The sequence below is a fragment of the Micromonospora sp. CA-248089 genome, from assembly GCF_050948515.1.
GTDB lineage: Bacteria > Actinomycetota > Actinomycetes > Mycobacteriales > Micromonosporaceae > Micromonospora.
The window spans coordinates 2,990,093-3,004,470 of the sequence record NZ_CP192016.1 but is presented as its reverse complement, the minus strand read 5'-3'; the positions used below and the strand labels follow the sequence as shown (position 1 = coordinate 3,004,470).

Genomic DNA, 14,378 nt, shown 5'->3' with positions numbered 1-14,378 from the left:
GCAACCACGCCAGGGTGGATGTTCGTCCACTCGTTCCGATGGGTTGTAATGGAGATCTCTTTTGCCCCCAGGAGGTCCCCGTGGCGAGCGTCGCCGAGCTGAAGGCCGCCATCGATGTCGCTCTCCAGCAGATCGGTGACGGCCAGACAGCGGTGCAGGCCGCCGGCGAGAAACTGGCCGAGGCGCAGCAGACACTGGCCGGCGCGCTGGAGGGCAGCGGCCACGAGACGGTCGAGGCGGCCCAGGCCTCGCTGACACAGGCGGGCCAGGAGTTGGAGGAGTGTCTGGCCGCGACACTGGTCGCGGTGGAACAGGCACAGCTCTACGTCGCGACGCTCTGAGGCCCGGCCGTGTCCATCGTCGAGGACATCGGCGCGCAGGTGCGCGCCGCCGCCGAGGAACTGCCCCTCGCCCAGCTCGCCGCCGCGCTGGAGAAGCTCGGCCAGGCGCAGGAACGGCTGCGCTGGGTACGCCAGGAGTCGTCCGACCCGATGGGGGTGCCGGAGCTGTCCTCGGCCACCGAGCACGCGGAGACCGCCGGCTACGCGCTGCGCGTCGCGCAGGAGCAGCTCACCGCGTACCTGGCCGCGATCGGGCTGGCCCCCGACGGCGCGCGGCCGGCGCCGCCCGGCGAGCGCCCGCCCCGGCACGACACACCCCGCGGCGAGGGCCCGCCCGCACCCGGCCCGGCCGCCGAGCCGGGCGAGCAGCCGGCGGTACGGCGCTGGTGGGCGGTGCGGGTGGCGGAGCTGACCGGCGGCCGGGAGGGCGCGCCGGACGATCCGGACGAACGCGTCGGGGACTCCCACGAGCTGCTGCGCCGGGTGGCCGCCGGGGTCCGCTCCGGCGACCGGGACCGGCTGCACCGCGAGCTGCGCCGGGCGCACGCCGACGTGGGGCTGGGGCTGGCCGCGATCACCCCGCCGCTGCTGCGCGAGCTGGCCGGTGAGCTGCTCGGCCATCCGCCCCGCGCGGACGACCTGCCCCGGCTGCGCGGCGCGCTGGACTCCCGGGTCCGTGACCTGCTGCCCGGACTGCCGCCGCCGGTGCTGGACACGCTGCTGACCCGGGTGTGCCGGATGCCCCCGCCGCGCCGCGACGACGACGCGGAGCAGCCGCACGCGGCCGACCCGGCGGTCACCGCCGGCGTGCTCACCGGGGTGCTGCTCGACCGGCTCGGCCGGGACCTGCCCGAGGACACCGACGAACGGGAGCCGTCCCGTGGCTGACGTCCGCGCACAACTGGTGACGCGGGTCCGGGGGATGCTCTCCGAGGCCCTGGGCGCCACCCGTACCCGGCTCGCCACCGCCGAGGCCGACCTGGCCGCGAGCCGGGAGCGGCTGGCGCGTACCCGCCGGGCCGCCGCCGCCGTGCCCGGCCGGGTGGGCGCCGCCCGCGACCGGCGCCTGGCCGAGATCGACGCCCGGCACACCGCCCGCCTCGCCGAGCTGGCCCGGCGGGCCGCCGCCGCGGCGCAGCGGAGGCGCCCGGCGCGGCGTCCGCGCCCTGGGACCGCTGGCAGGCCACGCCCGCCGGCCGGTCCGAGCCGCCGGGTGCCCTGCGGGTCGGCACGGTACGCCTCGACGGCGCCGAGCCGGTGCCGGCGCTGGTCCCGCTGCTCGATGCCGGGCACGCGCACCTGGCCGGCGGTGACCGTGCCGGGCTGGCCACCGTGGTGCCCGCGCTGCTGCTGCGTTCGGTCGGTCGGGCCGACCCGGGCGCGGTGCGGCTGTACGGGTACGACCCGGAGCACCTGGGCGGCGGGCTGGCCGGGTTCGCGCCGCTGGGCACGGCCGGGCTGCTCACGTTCGTCGGGCCGGGCGGCCTGGGCCGGCTGCTGGACGACCTGGTGGAGCAGATCCGCCGGATCAACGCCACGGTGCTGGCCGGCGAGTACGGCTCGCTGCGCGAGCTGGCCGCCGCCACCGGACGCCGCCCGGAGCCGTGGCGGGTCGCGGTGCTGCTCGGCGGCGACGAGCTGTCCCGGCACGAACGCGGCCAGCTCGACCGGGTGGTGCGCACCGGGGCGGCCTGCGGCGTGCACCTGGTGGTCCGCGGCATCGAGCTACCAGACGACCCGACAGTCACGCGGATCACCGTGGAACCGGACGACGCCCGGGTGGCCGGGCTGCCGGTGGTGCTCGACGCGCCGCCGCCGCCCGCCCTGGTCACCGAGACCTGCCGCACCGTCGCGTCCCGGGTGGCCGCCGGCCCGCCGCCGACGCCGTTCACCGACCTGCTCCCGCCGCCGGAGGAGTACTGGCGGGAGGACTCGGCGCACGGGCTCAGCGCGCCCGTCGGCGAGGGCCCGCACGGGCGGCAGGTGCTGCTGACGCTCGGCGACTACCCGCCGCACGCGCTGATCGGCGGCCCGTCGGGCACCGGCAAGACCAACCTGATCTTCGCCTGGATCGGTGCGCTCGCGGCCCGCTACTCCCCCGCCGAGCTGGAGTTCTATCTGCTCGACTTCAAGGAGGGCGTGTCCTTCGCCCGGTTCGCGCAGGGCCGGCGCGACCCGAGCTGGCTGCCGCACATGCGGCTGGTCGGCATCAACGTCAACACCGACCGGGAGTTCGGCCTGGGCCTGCTGCGGTTCCTCGCCGAGGAGCTGCGCCGGCGCGCCGACGCGGCGAAGAAGCACGAGGTCACCAAGCTGGCCGAGCTGCGCGCGGTGGACCCGGACGGGCACTGGCCGCGCATCGTGGCGGTGGTCGACGAGTTCCAGGCGCTGCTGGCCGGCCGGGACGTGGTCGCCCGGGAGGCCGCCGACCTGCTGGAGGACCTCGCCCGGCGCGGCCGGTCGCAGGGCATCCACCTGGTGCTCGCCTCGCAGGACGTGCGCGGCATCGAGGCGCTGTGGGGGCGGCCCGCGCTCGTCGCCCAGTTCACGCTGCGGATCGCCCTGCCGAAGGCGCTGCGCATCCTGGCCGAGCGCAACGACGCGGCGCAGTCGCTGCCCCGCCACCACGCGGTCATCAACGCCGAGTCGGGCCTGGCCGAGGGGAACGAGGTGGCCCGCATCCCGTCGGCCAGCGACTGGGAGACGTGGAGCGAGCTTCAGCACCGGCTGTGGCGGATGCGCCCGCAGGACGCCGCGCCGGCCCGGCTGTTCGACGGCGACGCGATCCCGAAGCTGGCCGACGCGCCCGACTTCCGCGCGCTGACCGCACCGGAGCAGGGCGTGCCGCGCAGCCCGGTGGCGCTGCTCGGCGAGATCATCGACGTGCAGGCCCGCTCGGCGGCGCTGCGGCTGCCCCGCGCGCCGGGCCGCAACCTGGCGGTGCTGGGGACCCGGGTGGACGAGGCGTGCGCGGTGCTCGACGCCGCCGCCCGGTCACTGGCGCGGCAGTACCGGCCCGGCACCGCCCGGTTCTCCATCGCCTGCCTGGACCCGGACGCCGACCCGGCCGCCCGCGCCCTCTACGACGACCTGGAAGGCGACGCCTCCTGGTACGACGAGGAGACGGTGCCGGAGCTGATGGCCGAGGTGGGCGACGGACTCGGCGCGCCGGGTACGCCGCGTACCCCGCACTTCCTGCTGCTGTACGCGGTGGACGCGGCGGCAGCGGCGCTCGCCGGCAAGGCCGGTACGCGCACCGGGCTGGAGCAGCTGCGCCGGATCCTGCACGACGGGCCGGAACGGCGTACGCACGTGCTGGCGTGGTGGCGTGGCGTGGCCCGGATGCGCGTGGACCTGGGCGGCGCGGGTGCCCGCACCGATCAGATCGGCGCCTGGGTGGCGCTGGACGTGCAGGGCGGTGAGCTGGGTTCCTCGCTGTATCCGGGCAGCGGCGGGCCGGACTGGTATCCCCGGCCGTGGCGCGGTCTCTACTTCGACCGGGCGGTGCACCGCACCGGACAGGTGATCATCCCTTATGGTCCCTCCCGATGAACGAACCGGTTGCCAGTGAGACGTACAGCGCACAGATCCGCCGGCTCGCCGAGCTGACCGCCCGGGTGTCCGCCCAGCGGGCCGAGGCGCACACCTGGTACGACCAGCAGGTGACCGCCGCCGACCGGGCGGTGGCGGAGGCGGCCGAGGCGGTGCGGCAGGCACAGGCGGAGGTGGCCGAGGCGTCCCGGCTGGTGGAGCGCGTCGACGGCGAGGTCACGCACCTGTGGACGCAGTTGCGGGCCCGGCTCGGCGTGAGCGCCCGGCGGCTGGGCGACCCGCCGGGCCCGGTTCGCGGCGCCGCCGGTGACCCGGTGCCGCTGCTGCGGGCGGTCCGGGAGCTGCTGGAGCGGACCGGGGCGCCGGGCGAGCTGCCCGGTTCGGTGAACCCGCTGCTCGTCGCGTGCGGGATCGGCGGGGCGCTGGTGGCGTACGCGCTGGGGGTGGCGGCGCGGGCGCTGGGCGCCGGTTCCAGCGGTGATCTGGCGGTGGGCCTGCCGGTGCTGGCGCTGGTGGTGACGCTGCTCGGCCCGGTGATCGGGCTGGTGCCGGCCCGGCTGCTGGCCGACCGCCGCCACGCGGTGCTGACCCCCCGCCCGATGATCGTGGTGGCCGTGTCCGGCCTGGTCACGACGCTGCTCCTGCTGACGGTGACCTACACCCGCTGACCGCCGCCCTCCGCCGCCGGCTCCCCAGCCCGTCGATCATGAGGTTGGCGGCGCGACACGCCGTCGCGCCGCCGGTCAACCTCATGATCGCCGGGGTCAGGCGGGAACCAGGACTGCCTCCTTGAGGAGGCGGCGGGCCAGGGTCAGGCGGTCGGCGTCGTCGTCGAGGCCGGGCAGGTCGCCGACCCTCGTCACCTCGCCGGTGAGCAGCGCGCGCAGCGCGGCCTCGCAGGTGCCGGGCAGGGTGAGCGTGCGGTCGGGCACGCGCAGCGTGACCCGTCCGTCGGCGGCCGGGGTGAGCTGCCAGCGCAGGCCGCCGCGCACCGCGACCTCGCTGTCCGCGCTCAGCCGGGCCAGCGCCTGCGCCTGGGCCAGTGGCCGGATCGGCGCCGGGCGGGCGGCCGGCCACACCCGGGCACGCAGCCGGCCGGCCACCGCCGCCGGGTCGGCGCGCAGCAGCCAGTCGCGCAGCGCCTCGACGGTCTCGGTCAGCTCCGGTTCGATCGCGTCCGGGTCGGCCAGGTCGAGCCCGAACGGCAGGCTCGCGCGCAGCCGCGCGTCCTCGGCGGCGAGCGCGAGCAGCTCCTCGACCACGGCGTACCGGGTCAGCGCCCGGATGCCCACGGTCAGGTGCAGCGAGCTGGACTCCTGCGCCTGGGCGCTGTGCAGCCAGCCGCGCGGCAGGTAGAGCGCGTCGCCCGGTTCCAGCACCACGTCCAGTTCGGGGCGGCCCTCGGCGGTCGCGGAGACCTCGTCGGCCCGGCCGCCCCAGGGCTGGCGCTCCAGCGGGTCGGTCAGCACCGGTGGGTGGATCCGCCAGTGCTTGCGTCCGTCCACCTGGAGCACGAACACGTCGTGGGTGTCGTAGTGGGTGGCGAACCCCTGGCTGCCGGCCGGGGTCAGGTAGGCGTTCACCTGAAGCGGCTGGGCCAGCGCGGTGCCCAGGTCGCGGGCGAAGTCGACGACCGCCGGCCAGGTGCGGTGCAGACCCTGCAACACCAGCGTCGCACCGTCGGCGTAGAGCGCCAGCACCTTCTCGTCGAGAACCTGGTCGCCGATCTCGGCGCCCGCGCCACCACCGCCGGTGTAGCGCGCCGCCGGCACCAGCTGGCCGTCCTTCGCGACCCGCAGGAACGGGGTACGCAGGCCGCGGCGGCTGAGCAGGTCGTCGGCGTCGGCCGGGCTGAGCAGGTCGGTGAAGCCGTCCGGGTTGGGTAGTTCGGCGGCGCGGGACAGCAGCGGGCTGCGCCCCCAGTGGTCGGCGGCGAACTTGGCCGGCTCCACTGCCACGCACCGGGCCAGCGCCTCGGTGGCGGAGAGCGGAACCGCCGGGCGGCCGTGGCCACCCGGCGGGTCGACGTGCGTGGTGCTCATGTGTCAGGCGCTGCCGTCGGCGCCGCCGTCGTGCTGGCCGGGGGTCGCGCCACCGTCGGCCGGACCCTCGGCGCTGCCGTCCGCGCCACCGTCGTGCTGACCCGGGGTCGCACCGCCGTCGGCGGGACCCTCGGCGCCGCCGTCCGCGCCACCGTCGTGCTGACCCGGGGTCGCACCGCCGTCGGCGGGACCCTCGGCGCCGCCGTCCGCGCCACCGTCGTGCTGACCCGGGGTCGCACCGCCGTCGGCCGGGCCCTCGAGGCCGCTGCCGCCGCTGCTCTGGATGTCGTCGTCGTTCAATGCCATGGGTGCTCCCTCGGTGTGCCGCCCCGCGTGGTGCCGGGGTCCGTGTGCAGCGGGTGGTACCCCACGCCTGATCTTCTCTAACCACACCGTAGACGCCCGGACGCCGTCGTACGGACGGTTCGCCGGGCAAGCGGCCGGACCGGGCGGATGCCAGGATGGCGGGAGGACGACGCGAGGAGACGCACGTGACGCAGCCGGAGCCGCTCACCCCGCTGACCGAGGACTGGCAGCGGGCGCTCGCCGTGGTGGCCCACCCCGACGACCTGGAGTTCGGCGCCGCCGCCGCGGTGGCCCGGTGGACCGGGCAGGGCAAGGAGGTCGTGTACTGCCTGCTCACCAGCGGCGAGGCGGGCATCGACGGGATGACGCCGGAGCGCGCCCGCGTGGTGCGCGAAGAGGAGCAACGCGCCTCCGCCGCCGTGGTCGGGGTGTCGCGGGTCGAGTTCCTCGGCCTGCCCGACGGGCTGCTGGAGTACGGCGTGCCGCTGCGCCGCGCGATCGCCGCTGTGGTGCGCCGGCACCGGCCGGACGTGGTGCTGACGAACAACTTCCGGGAGACCTGGGACGGGGCGTACGCGCTGAACCAGGCCGACCACATCGCCTGCGGCCGGGCCACGCTGGACGCGGTCCGCGACGCCGGCAACCGGTGGATCTTCCCGGAGCAGCTCACCGACGGCACGCAGCCGTGGTCGCGGGTCCGCGAGGTGTGGGCGGCCGGGTCGCCGGTGGCCCGGCACGGGGTGGACGTGACGGACACGTTCGACAGGGGCGTCGCGTCGCTGCGGGCGCACGGGGCGTACCTGAGCGGCCTGGGCGACGGCAGCTTCGACGCCGAGGAGTTCCTGGAGGGCATGGCCCGGCCGGCGGGCAGCCGGCTCGGCGCGCGGTTCGGCGCCACGTTCGAGGTCTTCCCGATCAACCTTCAGTAGGGCACGGCGATGTTCCTGGTCGGCACGTCGGGCTGGCAGTACCGGGACTGGCGGGAACGGTTCTACCCGGCCGGGCTGCCGCAGCGGCGCTGGCTGGAGCACTTCGCCGCGCGGTTCGCCACGGTCGAGGTGAACAACGCGTTCTACCGGCTGCCGGAGCGGGACACGTTCGTCGCGTGGCGGGAGCGTACGCCCGGCGACTTCTGCGTGGCGGTGAAGATGAGCCGCTACCTGACGCACATCAAGCGGCTGCGCGACCCGGCCGAGCCGGTGGCTCGGTTCCTGGACCGCGCGTCCGGGCTCGGCGACCGGCTCGGGCCGGTACTGGTGCAGCTCCCGCCGACGCTGCGGGCCGACCTGGACGCGCTGGCCGGCGTGCTGCGCCGGTTCCCCGCCGACGTGCGGGTGGCCGTCGAGCCGCGACATCAGTCGTGGTGGACCGACGACACGAGGCGGGTGCTGGAGCGGCACCGGGCGGCGCTGGTCTGGGCGGACCGCCTCAGCCGGCCGATCACCCCGCTGTGGCGCACCACCGACTTCGGGTACCTGCGGCTGCACGAGGGGCGGGCCCGGCCGTGGCCGCGCTACGGGCGGGCCGCGCTGGCCGGCTGGGTGCGCCGGCTGGCCGGGGAGTTCGGTGACGGCGACCCGGCGTACGTCTACTTCAACAACGACCCGGGCGGCGCGGCGATCGTCGACGCGGTCGCGTTCGCCGGGCTGGCCCGGCGGGCCGGGCTGCCGGTGTCCCGGACGCCGGCGGCCCGCCCCGCCGAGGGGGCGGGACGGGCCGGTCCGGTGCCGGATCAGGGAATCATCTGACGCAGGTCACCCGGCATGGTGGCCTTCACGTCCTCCCACTCGCCCTGGGTGACGTGCCGGCGCAGCGTGTCCAGCACGACCTGCACCACCCGCTGCGCGCCTCCCTCCACGTCGTACGGGAAGCCCTGGCGCACCTCGTACAGGAAGTCGTCGCGGTTGAGCTTGATCGGCACGTTCTCCGGCTGCCAGCCGTCGAAGTAGATCCCGCGCACCAGCACCGGCAACTGCTGGGCGAACTCGGCGCTCTCCTGCACCGGCAGCCGGTCCCGCAGCAGGTGCAGGACGGTACGCAACGCGGCGTAGGACTGGTTGCGCCGTTCCTTCGGCCAGCCGTACGCGGACTCGATCTCCTTCAGGATCACGTTCGTCTTGTCCAGCGAGGACTCGAACGCGGACAACAGCTGTTCGGCCATCGGGCTCACCCCCGTGCTTCGGTCTCCCAGCGTCGGTCGTCGGCGCGGCGCGGCGGGCCGCTGGGGCCCCGCCACAGCCGGGTCGGGCTGAACCGGCCGGGCCGTTCACCCCGCCGTGCCGCCTCGGAGCTGCCGACCACGTGCAGTACGCCCCCGCGGCGTCGGTCCGCCACCACCCGTACCGTCATGACCCACCTCCTCGTCGCGGCGCCCGAGCCGGCACCCACTGTCCATGCTGCGGCCCGGGCGGGTGAGCGGGCCTCACCCGGAGCGGGTGAGACGCTCAGGCGTCCAGCAGGCCGGCGAGTGTGGTGGCGTTGCGCTGCGCGTAGTCCTGGTAGCAGTTGTTCATCAGCACGTGTGTCTGCCCGGCCTCGCCGGCCAGCTCGCGCAGCTTCGGCGCCCAGTCGCGCAGCTCCCGCTTCGAGTAGTCGTAGCCGAACTTCTCGTGGATGTCCTTGCTGGTCCACTTGTCGCTGTGGCCGTGGAACCGGACCACCGCGAGGTCCGCGGTGGCCGCCAGCACCGGCGGCACGGACGACTTGTGTCCCTGCGGCATGTCCACGCAGACGAACGGCAGGTCGTGTTCGCGCAGGAAGCCCAGCGTCTCCTCGGCGTTGTCGCCGTCGAACCAGGAGGCGTGCCGGAACTCGAAGGCCGGGCGTAGCGGCGCGCACCGTCGCGCCACCTCCAGCAGGTACTGCTTGTTCGCGCGCTTGATGGTGAACCAGGGCGGGAACTGGAACAGCAGCGCGCCCAGCTTGCCGGCCTCGACGAGCGGGTCGAGGGCGGACAGGAACCGCGTCCAGACCTCCTCGTACGCCTGCCCGGGCAGGTCGTCGGGGTAGACGTTGCGCTTGTCCGTGTCCGGGCGCAGATCCTTGTAGAGCGCGGAGACGCGGGTGGGGTGGCCGGTCAGCAGGCTGAACGCCTTGACGTTGAACGTGAACCCGGCCGGCGTGCGTTCGGCCCACAGCCGGGCGGTCCGCTCGGCCGGCGGCGAGTAGTAGGTGGCGTCCACCTCGACCAGCGGGAACTGCCGGGCGTAGTAGGACAGCCGCTTCTCCGGCGTGTCGGCGCTCGCCGGGTACCAGCCGGAGTCGAGCAGGGTCCGGTCGGTCCACGAGGCGGTGCCCACCTTGATCTCACCCATGGTGGGAGTTCACCGCGTCGAGAACCGACCGGCAACCCGGACGGCGTTCAGGCCGCCCGCCGCTCCCGGGTCTGCTTGCAGGCCACACAGGAGGTCGCGGACGGGAAGATCTCCAGCCGCTCCACCGGAATGGGCGCCGTGCAGCCCTCGCAGAACCCGTACGTGCCCTCGTCCAGGCGGGTCAGCGCGTGCTCGAACTGCGCGCGCCGGTCCAGGATGGTGCGCAGCAGCGACTGCGCGGTGTCGCGCTCGGCGGTCTTCGTGCCGCTGTCGGCCTGGTCGTCGCCGGCGGTGTCGCCGACCTCCACCAGCCGCAGCACCTGGCTCTGCGCCATGGTGTGCTCGTACTCGGCGGTCAGCTCGTCGTACCGCGACCGCAGGGACTGCCGGATCTGGTCGACCTCCGCCTGGGAGCGGCCGGTGGCTGTCGTGTCGTGGACGAGCATCGCTGCCTGCCTTTCCTACGTCCTCATACCGGTCCGGGGCGGCCAGCGCCCCGGACCTGGTCCGACTGTGAAAGCGCGGGCGACGAGATCACCCGTGCTCTGTGAGCCGGGCGATTACCCCCGCCTCCGGCGGGGCAAACCGCCTTCTTCCTGAGTGTTTCCGGTGAGTCCGCAGCCGCTGGTCAGGCGGCCTCGACGAGCGCCGGGCGGCGCGGGTCGTCGGCCCGGACCACCACGTCGGCGAAGGACGCGGGGACGACCTCGTCGGCGTAGCGGGCGAAGGCGGGCAGCGTCCAGCGCAGCGCCGGATCGGTACGCCGGTGCAGGGCCGCCGGGGACAGCACGAGATGGACCGTGACGTCGAACGGCAGCGCGCCGCCGAGCAGCAGCGCACCGCTGACCAGGACCACGCCGCCGGGCGGCAGATCCACGTACGCGGCCCGGCTGGCCCGGTCGGCGGCGGCGTCCCACAGCGACGGCAGCAGCCGGCCCGAGCCGTCCGGACCAGCCGGGTCGAGGACCTCGCGGCGCAGCCCCGGTTCGTCGAGCCAGCCCTCGTAGTAGGCGTCCGGGTTGGTGCGGCCGTGCTCGAGGCGTACCGAGGCGGGGCGGAGGAAGTCGTCGGCGCGGACGTGCAGCACCGGCCGGCCGGCGGCGCGCAGCGGGTCGACGAGCGCGTCGGCGAGCGCGGCCGGACCGGCGGCGGGCGGACCGTCCACGGCGACCCGCAGCCGGCCGGGCGTCCCGGTGCGGGCGAGACGCTCGGCCAGCTCGGTGACGAGCAGGTCGGGGCTGATCGGGCGCACGCGCATCGGACCATCCTGCCGCGCGGGCGGGCGGGCCACCACATGATCGCTCCGGGCGGTCGGGGCTCCGTCCGGCGGCTGTCGTCGGGTGGTGGTCCCGGTGGTCAGCCGGTGCGGTCGATGGTGACCCGGGCGTCGTCGGCGAGCCGGTAACCGACGCCGTAGACGGTGGTGACGAGCGGGACGTCCACGCCGACCTTGCCGCGCAGGCGGCGTACGTGCACGTCGACGGTGCGGACGCCGGCGTGCTCGTACCCCCAGACGGCGTTGAGCAGTTGCAGGCGGGTGAACACCCGGCGGGGGTGGGCGACCAGGTGCAGCAGCAGGTCGAACTCCAGGCGGGTCAGTGGCAGCGGCTCGCCGTCGCGCAGCACCGACCGGGACGACGCGAGGATGTGCAGCGTGGGGATGGTCGGGGCGAGCGGGCGCGCCGGGGCGCGGCCGGCCGGCACGTCGGGCCGGCGCTCGGCCGGGACCGTGCCCGCGCTGACCACCGCGTCGCCGCGTTCGAGCATCTCGCGGGCGGCGTCGAGCAGCCGGCGGGCGGCCGGGGTGAGCGACTCCTCGCAGGCCAGCGGGATGGTGAGGGTGACGGTGAGCATGGGCCCGGCGGCGGTGTTGGCGGGGCGACGCTGGCCGCCGGGAGGTCGACCGGGGACCGCGGGTTGGGACGTATGCCATCCGGCGCGCGACGAGGCGGGGCTGACCGACATGGTCCTCCTTGGGCTGGTCCGGGTATCTCCCCACGGCCCGGGACGCCGCTTCATCGATGCTTCCCGGCGTCTCTGCGAGGGTCAAGGGGCGGCCGCGTTGCATGAATGTGACATTTGACGAACACATCGCAGCCGTGCGCTCGCTCTGCGTGCGAGGCCCGTTGATTACAGCAGAGCACCGATTCGAGACGGTACGGGGGGTCTCCCCGGGGGTTCACAATGGCGGCTCAGCGGCGAACGTGAACGCGGCGCACCCCGGGTCGGGATGCGCCGCGTGCCGGTCGGCCGGGTCAGGCGTCGCGGTCCACGACGATCGCGGCGTCGTCGGCGAGGCGGTAGCCCACGCCGTACACGGTGGTCACCAGCGGTGTGTCCGGCCCGAACTTGGCCCGCAGCCGGCGGACGTGCACGTCGACGGTGCGCGCCACCGCGTGCTCGTAGCCCCAGACGTTCGCGAGAAGTTGCAGGCGGGTGAACACCCGGCGGGGATGTTCGGCGAGGAACAGCAGCAGCTCGTACTCGATGCGGGTGAGCGGGATCTCGGCGCCGCCGTGGCGGACCCGCCGGGTGCCGGTGAGGATGCGCACCTCGCCGGGTGCGGGCGCCGCCGGGGCGGGGGCCTCGCCGCGGCGCAGGTCGAGCACGGTACGGGCGGCCGGGCGGTCGTCCGGTCCCTCGCCGAGGGCGGCACGCCCTTCCCCGGAGGCGGCGAGTTCGTCGAGCAGGGCGACGAGGCGCGCGAGGCCCGGCGTCAGCGGCCCGGCGCCCAGGTCGATCGTGACGGTGAGGGTCGGTGCGGTACGCGGCCGGGGCGGCACGGCCCGGTCGGGACGGCCCGGCCGGGCCGGACGGGTGGGGAGGGCGACGACGGACATGGGAGCCTCCTGTGCGGGCGGTCGCCCCGCCCCGCCGGATGCGGCGGGACGGTCAGCGGAGCGCCCCTCCGGCGGTGACCGGGGGCGCGGCGGACGAGGGTCGGGTCGGCGGGGTGGGACCGAGGGTGGGCAGGCCGGCGATCTGCCAGGCGGCGAAGCCGCCGACGACGTCGGTGGCCCGGTGCAGGCCGATGTCCTGGAGCGCGGCGGCGGCCAGCGACGAGGTGTAGCCCTCCTGGCAGAGCACGATCACCGGTACGTCGTAACCGGTCGCCTGCGGCAGCCGTGCCGCGCAGCGCGGGTCGAAGCGCCACTCCAGGACGTTGCGCTCGACGACGAGCGCGCCCGGCACGGTGCCCTGCGCGGCGCGCTGGGCGGCCGGGCGGATGTCCACCAGCAGCGCGCCGCCCCGGCACGCCAGGTGGGCCTGCTCCGGGTCGAGGCGGCGCAGGCGGGCCCGGGCGGCGGCGAGGATCTCGTCGATGCCCCGCGAGCCGGGCGGCGGGACCGGACAGCACTGTGTTCCGGTGGTGGGGGTCTGCGCCATCGTGGCGTCCTTCCGGTCGTCGGGGTTGCGGGGGCGGCTCACCAGGCCACGCCGGCTCGGGCCACCTCGGCGACCCGGAGCCGGCCGGCGACGAGGTGGTAGCGGGTCATCCGGGTCAGCGCCGGCCGGTACACGTGCACGCTGACGGCGGGCACGTCGCCGCGGTTGGCGACCCGGTGCACGTGCCGTGCGCCGAAGCGCCGGCCGGCTCCGGCGGCGAGCCGGTGCGGGCGCAGCCGCCCGCCGCCGACCGTCTCCTCGGTGAGCACGCCGGCCACGACCAGGAAGGCGCCGGCGGAGCCGCCGTGGTCGTGCAGGTCGGTGCCCTGTCCGGGCAGCCAGCTCAGCGCCCACACCTCGTGCTCGTCGCCGGCGTCCAGCCGGGCGTACCAGCGGTCGGGCGCCTCGAACCGCAGCGGCACCGGCCAGGCGTCCGGGTCGGCCCAGCGGGCGGCGACGGCGAGCAGGTCGGCGGGAACGGTGCTGGTCATCGGCGGTGCGTCCTCACGGTGCGGAGCGGATGTGCCCCCACAGCTTAGACGGTAAAGCCTATCGGTTTAGTAGGTAATACCAGATGCTGGGACGCCCTCAGCGGCGGACCGGCGGATCCACCCGGTACCCCGGCACCGAGGGCCAGCGGACGGTGAGCACCGTGGACTCCCGCTCGGCGTACCAGGAGTGGTCCACGCCCCGGCCCCACACCACGTAGTCACCGGGCGCGCGCAGCACCACCGTCCGATCCGGCAGCTCGATCCGGAACGCGCCGCTGATCAGCACCAGCAGGGCGGTACGCCGCTCGCCGGTGGCCCACCGGGAGCGCGTCTCCCCCGCCGGGTGCACACCCCGCTTCACCTCCACGTCGGTGCTGTGCCGCACGTCCCCGGCCGGTTTGAAGTGGCCCAGCAGCCAGCCCGCGTCGGTCGCGCCGTCCACCGCCGCGTTGCCCACGTACACCCGATCGTCCATGCCCGCGCCTCCCGTGCCCGGCTGCGCAAGCTACCAGGCGCGTCCGGCCGTGACGCCATAGCCTGGGCGGATGCCCGACGAACTCGACGACGAGACCATCGCCTTCGCCCACCGGATGTTCGACCTGGCCCGGGCCGGCGCCACCGAGGAACTGGCGGCCAACGTGGACGCCGGGCTGCCGGTCAACCTCACCAACGCCAAGGGCGACACGCTGCTGATCCTCGCCGCGTACCACGCCCACCCGGACACGGTGGCCGCGCTGCTGGCCCGCGGCGCCGACCCGGCGCGGGTGAACGACAGGGGGCAGACCGCGCTCGCCGCGGCGGTGTTCCGGCGCCAGGAGGCAGCGGTCCGCGCCCTGCTCGACGCCGGCGCCGACCCGGACCACGGCGGCCCGTCCGCGGTCGAGACCGCCCGGTTCTTCGAGCTGCCGGACATGCTGGCGCTGCTCGGCCGCGAGTGAGCCCCAG

18 protein-coding genes and 1 pseudogene are annotated in these 14,378 nt (G+C 75.5%); 7 read left to right on the top strand and 12 right to left on the bottom strand.

Annotation, left to right across the window (positions count from 1 at the left end):
- Positions 1-80 precede the first annotated feature (80 nt).
- From ACQP26_RS14260 to ACQP26_RS14245, 4 genes and pseudogenes are all read left to right on the top strand, one after another.
- A complete protein-coding gene (locus ACQP26_RS14260; protein WP_013286060.1) occupies positions 81-341 on the top strand; it encodes a hypothetical protein in 261 nt (86 codons plus the stop codon).
- Positions 342-350: 9 nt separating this feature from the next.
- A complete protein-coding gene (locus ACQP26_RS14255; RefSeq protein WP_269706483.1) occupies positions 351-1,229 on the top strand; it encodes a hypothetical protein in 879 nt (292 codons plus the stop codon).
- Positions 1,222-3,893 (top strand): annotated as a pseudogene (locus ACQP26_RS14250) (FtsK/SpoIIIE domain-containing protein). Before ACQP26_RS14255 ends, ACQP26_RS14250 begins: the two are co-directional and overlap by 8 nt.
- The gene (locus tag ACQP26_RS14245) at positions 3,890-4,561 is read left to right on the top strand and encodes a hypothetical protein (RefSeq protein WP_433495942.1); all 672 of its coding nucleotides are present in this window, start codon (positions 3,890-3,892) and stop codon (positions 4,559-4,561) included. The pseudogene ACQP26_RS14250 and the gene ACQP26_RS14245 overlap by 4 nt, the downstream one beginning before the upstream one ends.
- Positions 4,562-4,657: 96 nt before the next feature.
- On the opposite strand, the gene ACQP26_RS14240 is transcribed toward ACQP26_RS14245, so the two are convergent.
- The gene (locus tag ACQP26_RS14240; RefSeq protein ID WP_433495941.1) at positions 4,658-5,935 is read right to left on the bottom strand and encodes a cupin domain-containing protein; all 1,278 of its coding nucleotides are present in this window, start codon (positions 5,933-5,935) and stop codon (positions 4,658-4,660) included.
- A gap of 3 nt (positions 5,936-5,938) precedes the next feature.
- Positions 5,939-6,241: a hypothetical protein gene (locus ACQP26_RS14235; RefSeq protein ID WP_026268594.1), complete on the bottom strand. Its 303-nt coding sequence runs from the start codon at positions 6,239-6,241 to the stop codon at positions 5,939-5,941.
- 185 nt (positions 6,242-6,426) lie between these two features.
- Here ACQP26_RS14235 and ACQP26_RS14230 point away from each other — a divergent pair, with 185 nt between their 5' ends.
- Together ACQP26_RS14230 and ACQP26_RS14225 are read left to right on the top strand one after the other, a co-directional pair.
- Positions 6,427-7,170, top strand: a complete 744-nt coding sequence (locus tag ACQP26_RS14230) for a PIG-L deacetylase family protein (protein ID WP_433495940.1) — start codon at positions 6,427-6,429, stop codon at positions 7,168-7,170.
- Between the two features lie 9 nt (positions 7,171-7,179).
- Positions 7,180-7,989, top strand: a complete 810-nt coding sequence (locus ACQP26_RS14225) for a DUF72 domain-containing protein (RefSeq protein WP_433495939.1) — start codon at positions 7,180-7,182, stop codon at positions 7,987-7,989.
- On the opposite strand, the gene ACQP26_RS14220 is transcribed toward ACQP26_RS14225, so the two are convergent.
- From ACQP26_RS14220 to ACQP26_RS14175, 10 genes are all read right to left on the bottom strand, one after another.
- On the bottom strand, positions 7,974-8,402 hold the full coding sequence (locus tag ACQP26_RS14220) for a DUF2267 domain-containing protein (protein ID WP_269706489.1): 429 nt from the start codon (positions 8,400-8,402) through the stop codon (positions 7,974-7,976). The two genes, ACQP26_RS14225 and ACQP26_RS14220, sit on opposite strands and share 16 nt — an antisense overlap.
- A gap of 5 nt (positions 8,403-8,407) precedes the next feature.
- Positions 8,408-8,590 (bottom strand): hypothetical protein, encoded by a 183-nt coding sequence (locus tag ACQP26_RS14215; RefSeq protein WP_013476990.1) that lies wholly within the window; start codon positions 8,588-8,590, stop codon positions 8,408-8,410.
- A gap of 95 nt (positions 8,591-8,685) precedes the next feature.
- The gene (locus ACQP26_RS14210) at positions 8,686-9,555 is read right to left on the bottom strand and encodes a DUF72 domain-containing protein (RefSeq protein WP_433495938.1); all 870 of its coding nucleotides are present in this window, start codon (positions 9,553-9,555) and stop codon (positions 8,686-8,688) included.
- A 47-nt stretch (positions 9,556-9,602) separates the two neighbouring features.
- A complete protein-coding gene (locus tag ACQP26_RS14205) occupies positions 9,603-10,001 on the bottom strand; it encodes a TraR/DksA family transcriptional regulator (protein WP_269706492.1) in 399 nt (132 codons plus the stop codon).
- Positions 10,002-10,183: 182 nt separating this feature from the next.
- Positions 10,184-10,813, bottom strand: a complete 630-nt coding sequence (locus tag ACQP26_RS14200) for a uridine kinase (RefSeq protein ID WP_269706493.1) — start codon at positions 10,811-10,813, stop codon at positions 10,184-10,186.
- Between the two features lie 98 nt (positions 10,814-10,911).
- Positions 10,912-11,520 (bottom strand): winged helix-turn-helix domain-containing protein, encoded by a 609-nt coding sequence (locus ACQP26_RS14195; RefSeq protein WP_269706494.1) that lies wholly within the window; start codon positions 11,518-11,520, stop codon positions 10,912-10,914.
- 290 nt (positions 11,521-11,810) lie between these two features.
- Positions 11,811-12,395, bottom strand: coding sequence for a winged helix-turn-helix domain-containing protein (locus ACQP26_RS14190; protein ID WP_433495937.1), 585 nt, complete (start codon positions 12,393-12,395; stop codon positions 11,811-11,813).
- 52 nt (positions 12,396-12,447) lie between these two features.
- On the bottom strand, positions 12,448-12,942 hold the full coding sequence (locus ACQP26_RS14185) for a rhodanese-like domain-containing protein (protein ID WP_269706496.1): 495 nt from the start codon (positions 12,940-12,942) through the stop codon (positions 12,448-12,450).
- A gap of 38 nt (positions 12,943-12,980) precedes the next feature.
- Complete coding sequence (locus tag ACQP26_RS14180; RefSeq protein ID WP_269706497.1) at positions 12,981-13,433, bottom strand: cysteine dioxygenase; 453 nt, start codon at positions 13,431-13,433, stop codon at positions 12,981-12,983.
- Between the two features lie 97 nt (positions 13,434-13,530).
- Positions 13,531-13,908, bottom strand: coding sequence for a signal peptidase I (locus ACQP26_RS14175; protein ID WP_433495936.1), 378 nt, complete (start codon positions 13,906-13,908; stop codon positions 13,531-13,533).
- A gap of 70 nt (positions 13,909-13,978) precedes the next feature.
- Here ACQP26_RS14175 and ACQP26_RS14170 point away from each other — a divergent pair, with 70 nt between their 5' ends.
- Complete coding sequence (locus ACQP26_RS14170) at positions 13,979-14,371, top strand: ankyrin repeat domain-containing protein (RefSeq protein ID WP_174536356.1); 393 nt, start codon at positions 13,979-13,981, stop codon at positions 14,369-14,371.
- The last annotated feature ends 7 nt before the right edge of the window (positions 14,372-14,378 follow it).

Bases quoted from the DNA above. Each gene is read 5' to 3' on its own strand.
- ACQP26_RS14225 (WP_433495939.1), top strand. From the start codon at position 7,180: ATGTTCCTGGTCGGCACGTCGGGCTGGCAGTACCGGGACTGGCGGGAA.
- ACQP26_RS14210 (WP_433495938.1), bottom strand. From the start codon at position 9,555: ATGGGTGAGATCAAGGTGGGCACCGCCTCGTGGACCGACCGGACCCTG.
- ACQP26_RS14245 (WP_433495942.1), top strand. From the start codon at position 3,890: ATGAACGAACCGGTTGCCAGTGAGACGTACAGCGCACAGATCCGCCGG.
- ACQP26_RS14170 (WP_174536356.1), top strand. From the start codon at position 13,979: ATGCCCGACGAACTCGACGACGAGACCATCGCCTTCGCCCACCGGATG.
- ACQP26_RS14195 (WP_269706494.1), bottom strand. From the start codon at position 11,520: ATGTCGGTCAGCCCCGCCTCGTCGCGCGCCGGATGGCATACGTCCCAA.
- ACQP26_RS14220 (WP_269706489.1), bottom strand. From the start codon at position 8,402: ATGGCCGAACAGCTGTTGTCCGCGTTCGAGTCCTCGCTGGACAAGACG.
- ACQP26_RS14180 (WP_269706497.1), bottom strand. From the start codon at position 13,433: ATGACCAGCACCGTTCCCGCCGACCTGCTCGCCGTCGCCGCCCGCTGG.
- ACQP26_RS14175 (WP_433495936.1), bottom strand. From the start codon at position 13,908: ATGGACGATCGGGTGTACGTGGGCAACGCGGCGGTGGACGGCGCGACC.
- ACQP26_RS14185 (WP_269706496.1), bottom strand. From the start codon at position 12,942: ATGGCGCAGACCCCCACCACCGGAACACAGTGCTGTCCGGTCCCGCCG.
- ACQP26_RS14235 (WP_026268594.1), bottom strand. From the start codon at position 6,241: ATGGCATTGAACGACGACGACATCCAGAGCAGCGGCGGCAGCGGCCTC.
- ACQP26_RS14240 (WP_433495941.1), bottom strand. From the start codon at position 5,935: ATGAGCACCACGCACGTCGACCCGCCGGGTGGCCACGGCCGCCCGGCG.
- ACQP26_RS14200 (WP_269706493.1), bottom strand. From the start codon at position 10,813: ATGCGCGTGCGCCCGATCAGCCCCGACCTGCTCGTCACCGAGCTGGCC.
- ACQP26_RS14190 (WP_433495937.1), bottom strand. From the start codon at position 12,395: ATGTCCGTCGTCGCCCTCCCCACCCGTCCGGCCCGGCCGGGCCGTCCC.
- ACQP26_RS14215 (WP_013476990.1), bottom strand. From the start codon at position 8,590: ATGACGGTACGGGTGGTGGCGGACCGACGCCGCGGGGGCGTACTGCAC.
- ACQP26_RS14205 (WP_269706492.1), bottom strand. From the start codon at position 10,001: ATGCTCGTCCACGACACGACAGCCACCGGCCGCTCCCAGGCGGAGGTC.